This is a genomic window from Staphylococcus sp. AntiMn-1, assembly GCF_001663395.1.
In the GTDB taxonomy this organism is placed as follows: Bacteria; Bacillota; Bacilli; order Staphylococcales; family Staphylococcaceae; genus Staphylococcus; species Staphylococcus equorum.
Genome location: NZ_CP012968.1, coordinates 2157242 through 2172188 on the forward strand (window position 1 = coordinate 2157242; position 14947 = coordinate 2172188).

General features: G+C 34.3%; 17 protein-coding genes. 6 read left to right on the top strand and 11 right to left on the bottom strand.

Going from position 1 to position 14947, the window contains the following annotated elements; genetic code table 11:
* Nucleotides 1-71 precede the first annotated feature (71 nt).
* Nucleotides 72-968 (top strand): ROK family protein, encoded by an 897-nt coding sequence (locus AOB58_RS10395; protein ID WP_046466001.1) that lies wholly within the window; start codon nt 72-74, stop codon nt 966-968.
* Between the two features lie 85 nt (nt 969-1053).
* Here AOB58_RS10395 and AOB58_RS10400 read toward each other — a convergent pair whose 3' ends face one another.
* The 3 genes from AOB58_RS10400 to AOB58_RS10410 all read right to left on the bottom strand — a co-directional run bounded on the left by AOB58_RS10400 (nt 1054) and on the right by AOB58_RS10410 (nt 3822).
* A complete protein-coding gene (locus AOB58_RS10400; RefSeq protein ID WP_002506578.1) occupies nt 1054-1512 on the bottom strand; it encodes a threonine/serine exporter family protein in 459 nt (152 codons plus the stop codon).
* Between the two features lie 12 nt (nt 1513-1524).
* The gene (locus AOB58_RS10405; protein ID WP_002506579.1) at nt 1525-2277 is read right to left on the bottom strand and encodes a threonine/serine exporter family protein; all 753 of its coding nucleotides are present in this window, start codon (nt 2275-2277) and stop codon (nt 1525-1527) included.
* 258 nt (nt 2278-2535) lie between these two features.
* Nucleotides 2536-3822 (bottom strand): homocysteine synthase, encoded by a 1287-nt coding sequence (locus AOB58_RS10410; RefSeq protein ID WP_021338824.1) that lies wholly within the window; start codon nt 3820-3822, stop codon nt 2536-2538.
* Nucleotides 3823-4045: 223 nt separating this feature from the next.
* On the opposite strand from AOB58_RS10410, the gene AOB58_RS10415 reads away from it, so the two are divergent.
* Nucleotides 4046-4945 (top strand): PLP-dependent cysteine synthase family protein, encoded by a 900-nt coding sequence (locus tag AOB58_RS10415; RefSeq protein ID WP_021338823.1) that lies wholly within the window; start codon nt 4046-4048, stop codon nt 4943-4945.
* Nucleotides 4945-6090, top strand: a complete 1146-nt coding sequence (locus tag AOB58_RS10420) for a bifunctional cystathionine gamma-lyase/homocysteine desulfhydrase (RefSeq protein WP_002506582.1) — start codon at nt 4945-4947, stop codon at nt 6088-6090. Before AOB58_RS10415 ends, AOB58_RS10420 begins: the two co-directional genes overlap by 1 nt.
* A 167-nt stretch (nt 6091-6257) precedes the next feature.
* Here AOB58_RS10420 and AOB58_RS10425 read toward each other — a convergent pair whose 3' ends face one another.
* Complete coding sequence (locus tag AOB58_RS10425; protein ID WP_002506583.1) at nt 6258-6728, bottom strand: thioesterase family protein; 471 nt, start codon at nt 6726-6728, stop codon at nt 6258-6260.
* A gap of 343 nt (nt 6729-7071) precedes the next feature.
* Here AOB58_RS10425 and AOB58_RS10430 point away from each other — a divergent pair, with 343 nt between their 5' ends.
* Both AOB58_RS10430 and AOB58_RS10435 read left to right on the top strand, forming a co-directional pair.
* A complete protein-coding gene (locus AOB58_RS10430) occupies nt 7072-8154 on the top strand; it encodes a YkvI family membrane protein (protein ID WP_031266092.1) in 1083 nt (360 codons plus the stop codon).
* A gap of 124 nt (nt 8155-8278) precedes the next feature.
* Complete coding sequence (locus AOB58_RS10435; RefSeq protein ID WP_002511563.1) at nt 8279-8485, top strand: hypothetical protein; 207 nt, start codon at nt 8279-8281, stop codon at nt 8483-8485.
* A 244-nt stretch (nt 8486-8729) separates the two neighbouring features.
* Here AOB58_RS10435 and AOB58_RS10440 read toward each other — a convergent pair whose 3' ends face one another.
* Genes AOB58_RS10440 through AOB58_RS10470 form a run of 7 tightly spaced genes read right to left on the bottom strand, consistent with a single transcriptional unit; the run spans nt 8730 to nt 13788 of the window.
* A complete protein-coding gene (locus tag AOB58_RS10440; RefSeq protein ID WP_021339772.1) occupies nt 8730-9572 on the bottom strand; it encodes an urease accessory protein UreD in 843 nt (280 codons plus the stop codon).
* On the bottom strand, nt 9572-10186 hold the full coding sequence (gene ureG, locus AOB58_RS10445; RefSeq protein WP_002506587.1) for an urease accessory protein UreG: 615 nt from the start codon (nt 10184-10186) through the stop codon (nt 9572-9574). Before ureG ends, AOB58_RS10440 begins: the two co-directional genes overlap by 1 nt.
* 13 nt (nt 10187-10199) lie before the next feature.
* Nucleotides 10200-10889 (bottom strand): urease accessory protein UreF, encoded by a 690-nt coding sequence (locus AOB58_RS10450; protein WP_002506588.1) that lies wholly within the window; start codon nt 10887-10889, stop codon nt 10200-10202.
* Nucleotides 10882-11334: an urease accessory protein UreE gene (gene ureE / locus AOB58_RS10455; RefSeq protein WP_002506589.1), complete on the bottom strand. Its 453-nt coding sequence runs from the start codon at nt 11332-11334 to the stop codon at nt 10882-10884. Before ureE ends, AOB58_RS10450 begins: the two co-directional genes overlap by 8 nt.
* A gap of 10 nt (nt 11335-11344) precedes the next feature.
* Nucleotides 11345-13060 (bottom strand): urease subunit alpha, encoded by a 1716-nt coding sequence (gene ureC / locus AOB58_RS10460; protein ID WP_046466000.1) that lies wholly within the window; start codon nt 13058-13060, stop codon nt 11345-11347.
* On the bottom strand, nt 13057-13470 hold the full coding sequence (locus AOB58_RS10465) for an urease subunit beta (RefSeq protein WP_021339770.1): 414 nt from the start codon (nt 13468-13470) through the stop codon (nt 13057-13059). Before AOB58_RS10465 ends, ureC begins: the two co-directional genes overlap by 4 nt.
* 15 nt (nt 13471-13485) lie before the next feature.
* The gene (locus AOB58_RS10470) at nt 13486-13788 is read right to left on the bottom strand and encodes an urease subunit gamma (RefSeq protein ID WP_021339769.1); all 303 of its coding nucleotides are present in this window, start codon (nt 13786-13788) and stop codon (nt 13486-13488) included.
* Between the two features lie 213 nt (nt 13789-14001).
* On the opposite strand from AOB58_RS10470, the gene yut reads away from it, so the two are divergent.
* Nucleotides 14002-14907, top strand: a complete 906-nt coding sequence (gene yut / locus AOB58_RS10475) for an urea transporter (protein WP_002506593.1) — start codon at nt 14002-14004, stop codon at nt 14905-14907.
* The last annotated feature ends 40 nt before the right edge of the window (nt 14908-14947 follow it).

Below are 14947 nucleotides of genomic sequence, written 5' to 3' on the forward strand. Positions count from 1 at the left end.
AAATTAGTTTTGTCTGTGCCTCTTTTTATACATAATTAAGATAAACTAATAAATGATGGAGTTGGTGCCTGATGTTGAAAATTTGTGTTGATATTGGAGGAACTAAAACGATTGTGGGCCTTATCAATGAAGACTTAGAAATCGTAGCGAGTCAAAAATTTAAAACGGATAAAGATGTGCCCGAAAAGGAATTTGAAGAAATTATAAACCTGGCGAATGACTATGTAGAGAATTTCGAAAATGTCGATAAAACTTCGTTAAATATTGCGATGCCAGGTCCTTGTGATTATAATCAAGGCTTATTTTTAAATCCTCCCAATTTGCAAAAATATAATGGATTTAATGCGGGTACTTATATAACACAGAATAGTGAATTTAAGTCACGATTTGTTAATGATACGGATGCTGCAATTTTAGCAGAACATCAGTATATAAAAGCACAAACTGAGGATTTCATTTATTTAACGATTAGCACAGGCGTTGGCATGGCTTATATGAAACAGGGACAATTAATCTCTGGCATTGACGGGAACTTTGGTGAGATTGGCCATACAGTAATTAAAAGCGATAGTAGTTACCAATGTCCTGTCTGTAAGCAATATGGCTGTGTTGAAAATGAGATTTCTGGATTAGCGATTAGCAGAAAAGCGAGTGGGATTCTAAAAAGAGAAGTGAGTACAAAAGAAGCCATTGAAATGTATGTTCAAGGTAAAGACAAAACAATAACTCATATGATTGAGGAAGTTTTAAACTTAACTCAACAACTGTGTACAAATTTATTTAGTGTATTTAATATTTATCATATTGTATTAGGCGGCGGCGTGACGCAAAGTCCATTGCCTTATAAAGAAAGTATAGAAACCTATGTAAAAGAACATCATTTAGTACGAAATAGTCCCATTAGTATTAAAGTAAGTGATTTAGAAGCTAATGTATTAACGGGTTTATATTTTGTGAATGAATCATAATAAAAGACTACACATATGTTGTATTACTATCAAATAACGTTTTTATAAACCTTTTTGAAATGTATAACAATAGTGTGTAGTCTTTTTAAAGTTTATTTCTTTTAATAGCTAAGTATTTTCGTATGTTCAAAGTTTTAGATAATTGATCTGAAATCAACAAACCTAAAGCAATCGCACCTGCTATCAAAATAGCACGAATAAATGTGTTAGTCGCGTCAGTAAAATTAAGCGTAACGAGCTGTTGTGTCGCACTGAAAGCAATGCTTCCTGGAACAAGTGGAATAATACCAGGAATCATAAACAATACAACAGGCGCTTTATATATTCGACTCATAGTATGGCTGATTAAACCTAGTGTTAAACTACCTAATAAACTTGTGTATATTGTATCCATTTGTCCATGCTCGCTTAAAATAAAATGGACGATATAACCCATGGCTCCAGCAAATCCGGCGGGAAGAAATACCTTTTTATGCGAATCGTAAATCACGTTGAAGAAATAAGAGGCGCTGAAACTGCATAAGAATGTAATTAAAATAGTCATGAAGAATCCCCCTTAAAATAGTGAATACGCAATTGCTATGCCTGAACCAATCGCAAAAGCAATAACTAATGCTTCCAAAAATTTTGCTGTAAACATAAGCATGTGACGTCCAAATAAATCTTGTATTGCGGTTGTTATTAACACGCCAGGAACAATTGGCATAACTGAAGCAAGCATGGCAGGTCCAAACATATTATCAACATTGAATAATTTAGACCCAAATATAACAATTGTTCCTATTACAAAAGAAGCTACAAATTCAGGTATAAACATAGTCAGTGACTTACTATGCATATACTCTACGATTAAAAATCCTGTAGCACCAGCTATGATTGCGGTAAGCGCATCTGGCCATGTACCATTTTGTAAATATAAAAAGCTCAATGAGATAATGCCGGCTGCTATACCTTTCTTCCACAATGGAATTGTTACTGATGTACGTTCTATATTTTTTAAAAGATCATAAGCTTCTTCTATAGACAATTGATTACTCGTGAGTTTTCGTGAAATTGCGTTAACTTGAAATATTTTCAATAAGTTGGTGATATTTTTATTAATACGTAAAATGCGCGTATCGTGTTCCTCACTAAGTGAAAAATTGATAAACACATTTATGACATATCCTTGGCTATTGTAATAGCCCATACAAATTGCTATGCGACGCATAGTATCTTCAACACGCGATACTTCAGCGCCAGAAGATAAAAGTATTTTACCGGTAAGTAATATGACATTCATGGTTATTTGATCTTTTTGATTATCCAAACGTGCACCTCCAACTTATTGAACAATTATTGTTATTATCCCAATATTAATTAACAAACACAAAGGTAAATACCTTTATTAATAGAATATAGGAGTTGAAATATAAAATTTACACACGCAGGAGTCTTCGGTTTGTGTGACGGGATAATAGCGCGCAGTCTAAAAAACGCCCAACCTTTATTTGTTTGGGCGTTTTTGACGTGCTATATTTTCAGAGTGTGAACTTGGTTCTTAGCGTCACTAAGGAAACTTTTAACATTAGTTTCCAAGTGACGCTTTAAAACCTTTATCAAGATCTGAAATGATGTCTTCTACTTTTTCTGTTCCAACTGATAATCTTACAAGTTCTGGTAGTACACCTGAAGCTTTTTGTTCTTCTGGTGACAATTGTAAGTGTGTTGTACTTGCAGGATGAATGATTAATGATTTAGAATCACCAACGTTTGCTACGTGTGAGAATAAATCTAATCCTTCAACGAAATTAGCAATATCGTCTACTGAACCATCAACGCCAAATGTAAGTATAGCGCCTTGTCCATCTGGTAGATATTTTTGAGCTAATTCATTGTAAGCATTGTTTTCTAAACCAGGATAGTTTACCCATGTTACATTTGGATGTTTTTCTAAATATTGTGCGATGCGTAAAGCATTTTCTGAATGACGTTCCATACGTAGATGTAATGTTTCTAAACCAATTAAGAACTCATGAACATTGAAAGGTGATACAGATGCACCTAAATCACGTAATAATTGAACACGTGCTTTAGTGATAAACGCAGCTTCTCCTACATCCTTCGCATAAGAGACACCATGATAACTAGGGTCTGGTTCTACTAAGCCAGGGAATTTACCGTTATCCCAATTAAATTTACCACTATCAACAATGACACCGCCGATTGAAGTACCATGGCCACCAATAAATTTAGTGGCTGAATGAACAATTATGTCAGCACCATGCTCAAACGGACGTAATAAATAAGGCGTTGGGAATGTATTGTCAACAATTAATGGAACGCCATTATCATGTGCAATATCTGCAACAGCTTCTATATCTAGAACATCAATACGAGGGTTGCCGATTGTTTCTGCATAAACAACTTTCGTTTTATCTGTAATAGCATTTTTAAAGTTTTCAGGATTGCTAGGATCTACAAAATGGACTTTAATACCTAATTTTTTGAATGTCACTTTTAATAAATTATATGTACCACCGTATAAGTTTGAAGAAGCAACAATTTCATCACCTGTTTCAACGATGTTTAATAATGCGAGATGTATTGCAGCTTGTCCTGAAGCAGTAGCTAAAGCGCCAACGCCCCCTTCTAGAGCCGTGATGCGTTCTTCAAAGACATTTTGTGTTGGGTTCATAATTCTCGTGTAAATATTACCGTCTTCTTGTAGCGAAAATAATTTTTGTGCATGGTCTGTACTATCAAATACATAACTCGTTGTTTGATGGATAGGTACTGCGCGTGATTTTGAATCATCCACTTGTTGACCGCCATGAATTGATAATGTGTCTAAATGCCATGAATTCTGACTCATAATGTAAATCCTCCTATAAATTTGAATTTTCTGATAACTAATACTATACAAGAGCTATATAGTGAATTCAAGTATTCTTATTAAAAAAGTAAGGATTTATTTTAAGTGTTTTACAATATTTTAATTATAAAATTTGCAAAAAGGGCTGAAACTATTTATAATTCATATCAGTATAGTAGGGAATAAACAAAATATTAAAAACACCTGTGTGTGGAGGACTATGATGATTGCATATGATTTAATCGGCAATACACCTATGGTATTATTAAAATCTTTTAGTAATGAGGATGTTCAAATTTATGCTAAATTAGAACAATTCAATCCTGGCGGTAGTATTAAAGATAGACTTGGGAAGTATTTAATTGAAAAAGCTTTAGAGAACAACTTAATACAAAAAGGTGGAACTGTAGTAGAGGCATCAGCAGGTAATACGGGTATTGGCGTAGCTATTGCAGCCAACCATCATAATATAAATGCAGTTATTTTTGCACCTGAAGGTTTTGCAGAAGAAAAAATAGCTATTATTAAAGCCTTAGGTGCTGAAGTTAGAAGAACTGAGCAAGCACTAGGCATGCAAGGTGCTCAAGAAGCAGCAAAGCAATTTGAATCGCAAACAGGCGCACTTTATTTAAATCAATTTGAATCTGCTAACAACCCGAAAGCATATTTAGAAACGTTGGGCAAAGAAATTACAGAAGCATTGCCAGAAATAGATTATTTTGTGGCTGGTATAGGTTCAGGAGGTACATTTACAGGTGTTGCAGAACACTTAACTTCATTAAATGTAGAGAATGTCATAGTTGAGCCGGAAGGTTCTATATTAAGTGGAGGAGCTCAACATCCCCATGATATTGAAGGTATCGGTTCTGAAAAGTGGCCTCAGTTTTTACCTGAATCCTTAGTTTCTGATATTGTTAAGGTATCTGATAAAGATGCTTTTGAAAATGTAGCATTATTGGCAAAACGAGAAGGTTTACTTGTAGGAAGTTCCTCTGGCGCAGTCTTACAAGGTGCATTAGAAGTAAAAAAACACATCAATAGTGGTGTTATTGTAACGATTTTTCCTGATGGTAGTGATCGATACATGTCACAAAAAATCTTTAATTATGAGGAGAATCATTAATGAATAAAAAAACACAATTAATTCACGGCGGATCTACTACAGACCCATATACAGGTGCAGTAACTACACCAATTTATCAAACAAGTACATTTATGCAAGATGACATCGGTGATATGAGACAGGGATATGAATATTCTCGTTCAGCTAATCCAACACGTAGTTCATTAGAAGGCTTAATTGCTGATTTAGAACATGGTCAATATGGTTATGCATTTGGTTCAGGTATGGCAGCAATATCAGCAGTGATTATGTTATTAGATGAAGGCGATCATTTATTGATAAATTCTGACGTTTATGGTGGCACTTATAGAGCGCTAACAAAAGTGTTTTCACGTTTTGGAATAAAAGCAGATTTCATAGATACAACGCATATAGATGAAGTGGAACAATATATTAAACCAGAAACAAAAATGTTATATATTGAGACACCTTCAAATCCATTATTACGAGTAACAGATATTAAAAAATCAGCTGAAATTGCACAAAAACATAATTTGATATCAGTTGTTGATAATACATTTATGACGCCATATTTCCAAAACCCATTAACATTGGGTATTGATATCGTATTGCATTCAGCTACAAAATACATTGGTGGTCATAGTGATGTCGTTTCAGGCCTAGTTGCTACAAATGATGAGAACCTAGCTGAGCGTATTGGATTTATTCAAAATTCAACAGGCGGCGTGTTGGGACCGCAAGATAGTTATTTGTTAATTCGTGGTATTAAAACATTAGGGCTAAGAATGGAACAAGTACAACGTAATGCACTTTCAATTATTGAAATGTTGCAACAACATCAAAATGTTAAACAAGTATTCCATCCAAGCATCGCTGAACATTTAAATCATGATATCCACGAAGCACAATCAGAAGGACATACTGGTGTTGTTGCTTTTGAAGTTGAGGATATAGAAAGTGCCAAAGCAATTATCCGTGAATCGCAATATTTCACATTAGCTGAAAGTTTAGGCGCAGTAGAAAGTTTAATTTCTGTACCAGCATTAATGACACATGCTTCTATTCCTAAAGACATTCGTGCCAAAGAAGGTATTGCAGATGGGCTAATTCGTCTCTCAGTTGGCATTGAAGACACTGAAGATTTAGTGGAAGATTTAAAAAAAGCGTTAGATCACCTAAAATAATTAATTATAAAAAAGAACCTCCAATCATTTGGAGGTTCTTTTTTATAAGAAACTGTTCTGTTGTGATATCTATGTAGTACTTTTTGTAGCCTTTGTATGTCATATTGGATAATGGCTTATTAGGACTTAAGTTCAGTTTTAAGATAAGGCTTCTATGTATCACAGAGTTATTTTCTAGGAATACCAATCACATGACCTAATTGTTTTGGAATGTCGAAGGGTTGTTGGCTATCAAAATATGTTTTGATCTTATCATAAACAGGTTCAGGGAAATTCATGCTACGTCTTGTATGGTGACTTACGCCCATCATAATGACTTCATAAGTAGCCGTACGTTCGTCCTGCTCATTATACATCGTTAAAAACAAATGCACTCTCTTGGCATCATAGTCATGTATATGAAACTTGATATAAAATTGATCATCTAGTAATAATTCATTTAAAAAAGAAATATGTGCTTCAATGCTAAATATCGTGATCTCTTGATCGGGACGATATGAAATTGATAAATCTACAGATTCAAAGAAACCAACAACTGCATCACTGAAAATTGAATAATATTGTGCGTCATGCATATGATTATTACGGTCAATCCAAGATGGTTGTACGGTATTTCTATATATGTATTCTTCTACCATGAGACCACTCCTATAATTATTTTTTAATATTGGACTACATAATTGTATCAGTTTTATAGTGAAAAGTTTAAAAATTTGTTTTCTCTATAATGATATTATTATTAGTTGAAAAGTGCGTATTATATAATGTAAATACCATCAAGGATAAGTATTTTCAGCGGTTTGAAAATTAAAGCTAAGTGAGTTACTATGAATATGTAAACGTTTACATTATTGTGAAAGGCAATACGGATTTTCTATGTATAGACGTGTATAAAGGGGTTTGGAATGTAATGCGTTCTATTTTACAATGATGATTTTACGTTTTAAACAAAAAATATTACTACGTACAAAGGGGATTACTATGAAGAAAGTATTTTTAATAGGTAGTGCCTTAATTGGTATAATTGTGGGTGCTGGATTTGCTTCAGGACAAGAAATCCTACAATATTTTACTAGTTTCGGTAAGTTGGGTATATTTGCAGCAATTGTTTCAACAATGTTATTTTCATATATTGGTATGGTACTTGTATGGCTAGGTAGTAAGTTTAAAGCTCAGAGTCATAATGATGTAATACATAAATTAACTGGCGGTACATTGTTTGGTAAAGTGCTTGCATGGGTGATAGATATTGTACTCATCATCGCTTTATTTGGATTTGGTGTCGTAATGCTTGCTGGTGGTGGTTCGAACTTTGAACAACAGTTTGGTATACCAGCAGTACTTGGAACATTATTAATGGTTCTCTTAGTATTTTTATTCGGTATGTTACGTGTAGATAATGTTGTTAAAGTTATCGGTAATATTACACCGTTATTGATTATAGCGATTCTCGTTGTTGCGGTTTATTGCTTGTTTACTATGTCAGGTACGTTTACTGAACTCACTGACATAGCTAAAGAACATACGTCAGCGGTGCCGAATTGGTTTATTTCAGGCGTTAATTACGTTTCATTAAATATCAGTTTAGGAGCAACTATGGCAATTGTTATGGGTGGTAGTGAGAAGAATCCTAAGGTAGCTGCATGGGGTGGCTTCTTCGGAGGATTTGTTTTAGGCATAATGATTATGATAAGTCATTTTGCGATACTTTCTAAAATTGAAACGGTAGGGGATTTACCAATGCCGATGTTAGGGCTTGTAAATGATATATCTCCAATTTTAGGTGTTCTTATGTCTATCATTATCTATTTAATGATATTTAATACGTGTTTAGGTATGTTCTATTCACTTGCTACACGTTTTACTACTCCTGAAACAATACAGTTTAAAATATTTTATATCGTAGCTATTTTAATTGGCTTTGCAGTAAGTTTTGCAGGATTTACAGACTTAATGTCATTCTTTTATCCATTCATTGGATATTTAGGATTAGTATTAATTGTGGTATTAATTTATGCACCATTTAAAGTTAAACGATTAGAGAAAAAAGGAGATTTACCATAGTATAATAGAAATAAAATCAATATGATTATTTATATAGGCTTTGCTTTACAAATTTGAATATTAAGATAGAATGAATAGGCATAGAACTAAGAAAAACAGATTGTATTGTTAGAGGAGTACTATTATGGTATTTGTTGCATTAATATTATTTATTTTATCTTTAGTCTTACTTATTTATTCTATCGCATTATTAATGGGCAAGGATGGTTCGTTATTTAGTTTGTTTACGGATGGAGAAAAAACTTTAACTAAAGGACAAAAGTTATTAATCTATATCGTTACGATTGTTTTATTAGTGATAAGTTTAGTTTGGTTACTTAATCTAATTTAAAAGTTGTGTCTGTTTGCGTTTGTAGTTAAAAAATAATTTATATATATTTAAAAGTTTCTAAGAACATCTTGAGTTCTTAGAGGCTTTTTTATTATCGATAGAACATTACAAACTTTGATGTTATGCATACTCCCGTAGACACGGTAAAAATCGTAAAATTTTAAATATAAAAAGGACTAATCCATTTAATACGGATTAGTCCTTTTATTTTGAGAATGGCATTTATGTCCAAACTCGAGAATAACTAATATTTTCTTAAAAAATCAACGTCACGATCGAAGATTTCTTTAACAACATAAGTTTGTAATGTTGTTAAAATCTTTTCGATTACTTGTGTTTTGTTAGATAAAATACGAATGCTAAAACCATGTGTTGGTAACTGTGTAATACCAAAACGACAATCATATACTTGTTGCAAGTGTTTAATTTGATCGAATACGTTATCTATAAATTTTTGGTTAACATCTGAGTGGATAAAATAGCAAGAACCCAAGTGGCTATAATGCTCCATGTAACCAATATCATCGACTTTATTTTTAGTTGGATCAAGTAACATATTATCAAATACAACGAGATCATCGTCTACATAAATTTCATTTAATAAATGCATATATGTGTAGCTAAAGGCTTTACCTTCTTTAGAATATCCTGGTGTTAAAATATCTGTATAAAATAAAGATGCTGTTGAACTCAAGTTAAATGTATTATGTTGGTAGAATTTGGCATTTTCAAAAGCGATAATTGGATCGCCTACATATTCCGCATAAGCGTTATCTTTAATATTGAAATTTTGATATTGTTCCACATGATCATTCAACGTTTTATAAATCTTTGTTGCACCTTGCGAAGTTAATATCACTTTTGCATCAGTGTCTACATTAAAGTTCATGTTATAGCGATCGCCATCTAAATAACCGCCACCTACATTCACAATATAAAATGTAGGAATATCAGAGCCGTTTAAGTAGACTGGACGCATTACTTTTAATGCTCTTTCAAAAAAGATATCACGCGCAACAGATTTTTTTCCATTATTAAAAACAGTTAGATCTAATTGGCCAGTCCATTGTGGATTTGACTCAGACATTAAGCTAATCCTTTAAGAAATACATCTTGTTCAATCCACTCAAGTACATTGTCTAAGCCTTCATCGGTTTTAAGATTTGTAAAAGTGAATGGGCGGTTACCACGGAATGCTTTTGTATCTTCTGCCATGCGTTCTAATGATGCATTAACATAAGGCGCTAAATCAGTCTTATTGATTACAAAGTAGTCAGATTTAATCATACCTTGTCCACCTTTACGTGGAATTTTTTCGCCTTGTGCAACATCAATAATATAAATTGAAAAATCAACGAGTTCCGGGCTGAAAGTTGCCGCTAAGTTATCGCCACCAGATTCAATGAAAATAAGTTCTATATCTTCATTGCGTTCTTTTAGTTCATCAATTGCTGCAAAGTTCATTGACGCATCTTCACGAATTGCTGTGTGTGGGCATCCACCCGTTTCAACACCGATAATTCTATCTTCAGGTAATACACCTGAGTTAACTAATATTTTTTCATCTTCTTTTGTATATATATCATTAGTGATAACACCAATGCTCAAGTCTTTTGCTAAACGTTTAACAATTTTCTCGATAAGCTGGGTTTTCCCTGCACCCACAGGGCCACCGATACCTATTTTAACTGTCTCTGTCATAAAAATTGTCCTCCTAAGATATAAAAATTCTTACATTGACGTTCTCGTGTTCCATTTGATTGATTTCTAATCCTGGTGCAGTAATACCTAGTTGGGATTCATCCAATGTCATGATATAGTCTCTTGTCTCTTTCATAAGTGGAATCATATGATGTACAATACGTTGACCAGCAGTTTGTCCCAAAGGAATTGCGCGTACCGCATTTTGAGTTAAACTGGACACGTTTTGATATAAATAATAATCAATAATTGTTTCGATATCGACTCCTAAATGATGTCCGAGCATCGTAAAACAAATGGCAGGATGCAACTTGGCTTTTTTCTCTTTTAGTTGCGCATTGTACCAGTCAATCCAGTCACTATCATAAAGTTCAGAAGCGAGTTTGACCATGCGGTTACCCATTTGTTTTGAACCTTGGCGTGTTTCTTTAGGTAAGTTTTGTACGAAAAGAATTTTATCTAATCGCAATATAGATTCTGAATCATTTTGATTAAGCGCATCGTAGACGAGTCGCATTGCTAAGCCATCTGCATATGTCAATTGTTCGTTTAAAAATAACGCGAGCCATTGTTGAAAGCTTGCTTCGTCATGTACTGTGTCACGTTGAATATAAGTTTCAAGGCCAAAGGAATGACTAAATGCACCTGTCGGGAATTGAGAATCACAAAATTGAAACAGACGTAGATGTGCATGATCAGTCATGTGAATGACCTATATGTCTAAATGCTTTATTTACTTTACGATCTTCATGCTCGTATGGAATCCCTAAATCTTTTAATAATGATTCTACCAAGTAGTCGTATTGTACAAGCATTTCAGTTTCTGTAAATTGTGCTGGCAAATGTCTGTTTCCAAGTTGATGCGCGATATCTCCCATTTCTTGAAGCGTACGTGGTTTAATAACGAGTAAATCTTCAGAATTCACATCTACGATAATCATATTGGTGTCGTCTTTATATAAAATGTCGCCATATTGTAAATCAATAGGTTGTTTTAAACGAATTCCTATTTCATTACCATGGTCTGTCGTTACACGTTGAATACGTTTAACTAAATCAGAGTTTTCCAAGTATACTTTTTCTATATGTTTACCTTTTTCACTATCAGCAATGTTAGCGATATTTCCTACAATTTCTTCGATGATCATTTTTTACCTCCTAGAATAAGAAATAGCGTTGAGTTAACGGTAATTCAGTAGCTGGTTCACTTGTGATTTTTTCACCGTCCACGAATACTTCATATGTTTGTGGATCAACATCTATTTTTGGTGTTGCATTGTTGTTTTTCATATCTGCTTTACTTAACTTACGGATATTACGAACAGGTCTTACTTTACGTTTTAAGCCGAGTACTTTATCAATATCATTTTCGTATGCTGTTGAAGAAACGAAAGTCATTGAAGTACTTTGCATATTGCCGCCTAATTGTCCGTACATTTTACGGTATTTCAAGGGTTCAGAAGTAGGGATAGAACCGTTAGCATCACCATTAATGGCTGTATTAATGAGGCCACCTTTAAGGATAACGTCTGGTTTTACGCCAAAGAAAGCAGGTTCCCACATGATAATATCTGCGAGTTTGCCTTCTTCAATAGAGCCAACATAATCTGAAATACCATGTGTAATGGCAGGGTTAATCGTATATTTAGCGATATAACGTTTGATACGGTTATTGTCATTATGTTTACTGTCACCTTCTAATGCACCACGTTGTTCTTTCATACGGTGTGCAACTTGCCAAGTACGTGTAATAACTTCACCGACACGTCCCATAGCTTGAGAATCAGAACTTACCATACTAAATACGCCAATATCATGTAATACATCCTCTGCTGCAATTGTTTCTTTACGAATACGTGAATCAGCAAATGCGATGTCTTCAGGGATTGCAGCGTTTAAGTGGTGGGTAATCATAACCATATCTAAATGTTCGTCTACAGTATTTACTGTGTATGGAAGTGTTGGATTTGTAGAAGAAGGTAAAATGTTTGGATAGGCAGCAGATTTAATTAAATCTGGCGCGTGGCCACCACCAGCACCTTCTGTATGATACATGTGTAATACGCGGTTTTTAACTGCGGCCATTGTTTCTTCCATGAAGCCAGCTTCATTTAATGTATCGGCGTGTAGTGCGATTTGAACATCATAGTCATCTGCGACTTGCAAAGCGTGGTCTAATGCTGAAGGTGTCGCACCCCAGTCTTCATGTACTTTTAAGCCAATCGCACCAGCATGTACTTGTTCTACTAAGGCAGTGTGATTGACTGCTTGACCTTTACCAGTGAACCCAATATTTAATGGCAATGATTCTGCCGCTTCTAACATGCGGTGTAGATGCCACGGTCCTGGAGTAACTGTAGTTGCTTTTGCACCTTCAGATGCACCAGTGCCGCCACCAATATGCGTAGTTATACCACTTTCAAGCGCAACTTGTGACTGTTCAGGGTTAATAAAGTGAACGTGTGTATCAATACCACCTGCAGTTACGATTTTACCTTCTGCAGAAATAATATCAGTCGTAGCACCAATAATAATATCTACATTATCCATAATATCAGGATTACCTGCTTTTCCGACTGCCATAATATAGCCATTTTTAATACCAATATCAGCTTTAATAATTTTATCGTAGTCGATAATCATTGCATTTGTCATAACTAAATCTGCAACCTGTTTATCATCACGTGTTACATTAGGATTTTGAGCCATGCCGTCTCTGATAGATTTACCACCACCAAATGTCGCCTCATCGCCATACGTAGCGTAATCTTTTTCTACTCTTGCAAATAAATTTGTATCTCCAAGTCTTACAGAGTCACCAACAGTTGGCCCATAAAGACTTGTATATTGTGATTGCGTCATTTTAAAACTCATGCTTTATACCCACTTTCTTTATTAGCATTTTCGTTTTCTTGATTTTCTTGTTCAACGATTTCTGTAGCTGAAGTGTCTGCTTCATCTCTATAGACACGAGACTCATCAATTGCTCCATTTACAGCACCGTGAAAACCATAAATTTTTCGTTTGCCAGAAAATTCAACGAGTTGAACTTCTTTCTCATCACCCGGTTCAAAACGAACGGCTGCACCAGCAGGAATATCCAGTCGTTTACCATAGGCTTTTTCATGGTCAAAGTCTAGCGCTGGATTCGCTTCAAAAAAGTGATAATGTGAGCCGACTTGTATTGGTCGATCTCCAGTATTTTTCACATTAAGTATTGTGGATTTATGACCTTTATTTACTTCTATTTCTGTACGTTTAACTATAATTTCACCAGGTTTCATAATATAAATCCTCCTTTATACGATTGGGTGATGTACGGTAATCAATTTAGTTCCGTCAGGGAAAGTCGCTTCAATTTCCATTTCTGTTAGCATATCGGCAATACCTTCCATTACATCATCTTCACTTAATATTTGTTTCCCATAACTCATCAGTTCTGCCACAGATTTTCCATCTCTAGCACCTTCAAGTAGTTCAAAACTAATTATAGCTACTGCCTCTGGATAATTTAATTTTAAACCGCGTTGTTGACGTCTGCGTGCTAAATCTGCTGCTACAACTAGCATCAACTTATCTTGTTCACGTTGTGTAAAATGCACGAGCTTCACTACCTTTCAATTATTTATATCGTGTACGTTAATTATGTCCGCTATATAATGATATTCCGAATAGTATTTAACTACAAGAATAACCCCTTGTGAGCGTGAAAAATAAAAAAAGAATTTTATTACAGGCGATATGTATCTCTTTAAATTTAGTGGATATTAATATATTATTATTTAAGTCAAAGTATATAGAAATCAGGTGACGTTGTGGACGCTATTCGGATAATATTGAAGAATATTGCGCAAGTATTATTATTGAACAATTCGTGGACAGGATTGTTTGTTTTAGCAGGTATTTTTGTAGGTAATTGGAAAGTGGGGCTAATGGCTTTGAGTGCAAGTGTCATTTCCCTATTGCTTGCAAAACGCACGAATTATTCAGAAGAGGAAATCAACACGGGATTGGCCGGGTTCAATCCTGTACTTACTGCCATTGCATTAACATTATTCTTAGTACCAGAATGGTATAGTGTGGTTATTGTATTAGTGGCAATTATTATAACAATGCCTATTGGTTCGGCATTTAGAGAGTTTTTTAAACCATTTGGTGTGCCAATGTTAACAATGCCATATGTATTTGTAAGTTGGATTGTATTACTCATGTCATTCCAATTTAAATTTGTGAACGCAGATGTTAATATTTTGCCGAATACAGTTCAGGAAATTAAATTTTCTGGTCATAGTATCGACTTTATAAGTGCATTTTTGACGGGTTTCAGTGAAATATTTTTACTTAAAAATATGATTGCAGGTATATTAATTCTTATTGGTATTTTTATTGCTTCCAGAAAAGCTGGTACATTTGCAATTATTGCAAATATTATAGGTTTTGCAGCAGTCACGGTACTTGGTGGTAATCACGACCAAATTAATGATGGTCTGTTTGGCTATAATGTCATACTTACAGTGTTAGCTTTAGGTGTCGCATTTAGTACTAGAATTCCGCGTTATATAAGTATTGTGTTAGGCATTCTGCTAACTGTCATATTACATGCAGGCATGACTACATTATTAACACCATTTGGTTTACCGGTATTTACATTGCCATTTATTATTGCTACGTGGATTATGCTATTTGCGGGTAATCAAATGAAAGAACAACAAATAGAGTGATATAACATGAAAACTTAAATTAATCTGGTTGAAAGTGTAG

What these genes read in the sequence shown, in the direction of transcription:
- AOB58_RS10440 (WP_021339772.1), bottom strand. Translation starts at nt 9,572, where the DNA reads ATGTCTGAGTCAAATCCACAATGGACTGGCCAATTAGATCTAACTGTT.
- AOB58_RS10410 (WP_021338824.1), bottom strand. Translation starts at nt 3,822, where the DNA reads ATGAGTCAGAATTCATGGCATTTAGACACATTATCAATTCATGGCGGT.
- AOB58_RS10425 (WP_002506583.1), bottom strand. Translation starts at nt 6,728, where the DNA reads ATGGTAGAAGAATACATATATAGAAATACCGTACAACCATCTTGGATT.
- AOB58_RS10465 (WP_021339770.1), bottom strand. Translation starts at nt 13,470, where the DNA reads ATGAAACCTGGTGAAATTATAGTTAAACGTACAGAAATAGAAGTAAAT.
- AOB58_RS10435 (WP_002511563.1), top strand. Translation starts at nt 8,279, where the DNA reads ATGGTATTTGTTGCATTAATATTATTTATTTTATCTTTAGTCTTACTT.
- AOB58_RS10450 (WP_002506588.1), bottom strand. Translation starts at nt 10,889, where the DNA reads ATGACTGATCATGCACATCTACGTCTGTTTCAATTTTGTGATTCTCAA.
- AOB58_RS10395 (WP_046466001.1), top strand. Translation starts at nt 72, where the DNA reads ATGTTGAAAATTTGTGTTGATATTGGAGGAACTAAAACGATTGTGGGC.
- AOB58_RS10400 (WP_002506578.1), bottom strand. Translation starts at nt 1,512, where the DNA reads ATGACTATTTTAATTACATTCTTATGCAGTTTCAGCGCCTCTTATTTC.
- ureG (WP_002506587.1), bottom strand. Translation starts at nt 10,186, where the DNA reads ATGACAGAGACAGTTAAAATAGGTATCGGTGGCCCTGTGGGTGCAGGG.
- AOB58_RS10420 (WP_002506582.1), top strand. Translation starts at nt 4,945, where the DNA reads ATGAATAAAAAAACACAATTAATTCACGGCGGATCTACTACAGACCCA.
- ureC (WP_046466000.1), bottom strand. Translation starts at nt 13,060, where the DNA reads ATGAGTTTTAAAATGACGCAATCACAATATACAAGTCTTTATGGGCCA.
- AOB58_RS10430 (WP_031266092.1), top strand. Translation starts at nt 7,072, where the DNA reads ATGAAGAAAGTATTTTTAATAGGTAGTGCCTTAATTGGTATAATTGTG.
- AOB58_RS10415 (WP_021338823.1), top strand. Translation starts at nt 4,046, where the DNA reads ATGATTGCATATGATTTAATCGGCAATACACCTATGGTATTATTAAAA.
- ureE (WP_002506589.1), bottom strand. Translation starts at nt 11,334, where the DNA reads ATGATCATCGAAGAAATTGTAGGAAATATCGCTAACATTGCTGATAGT.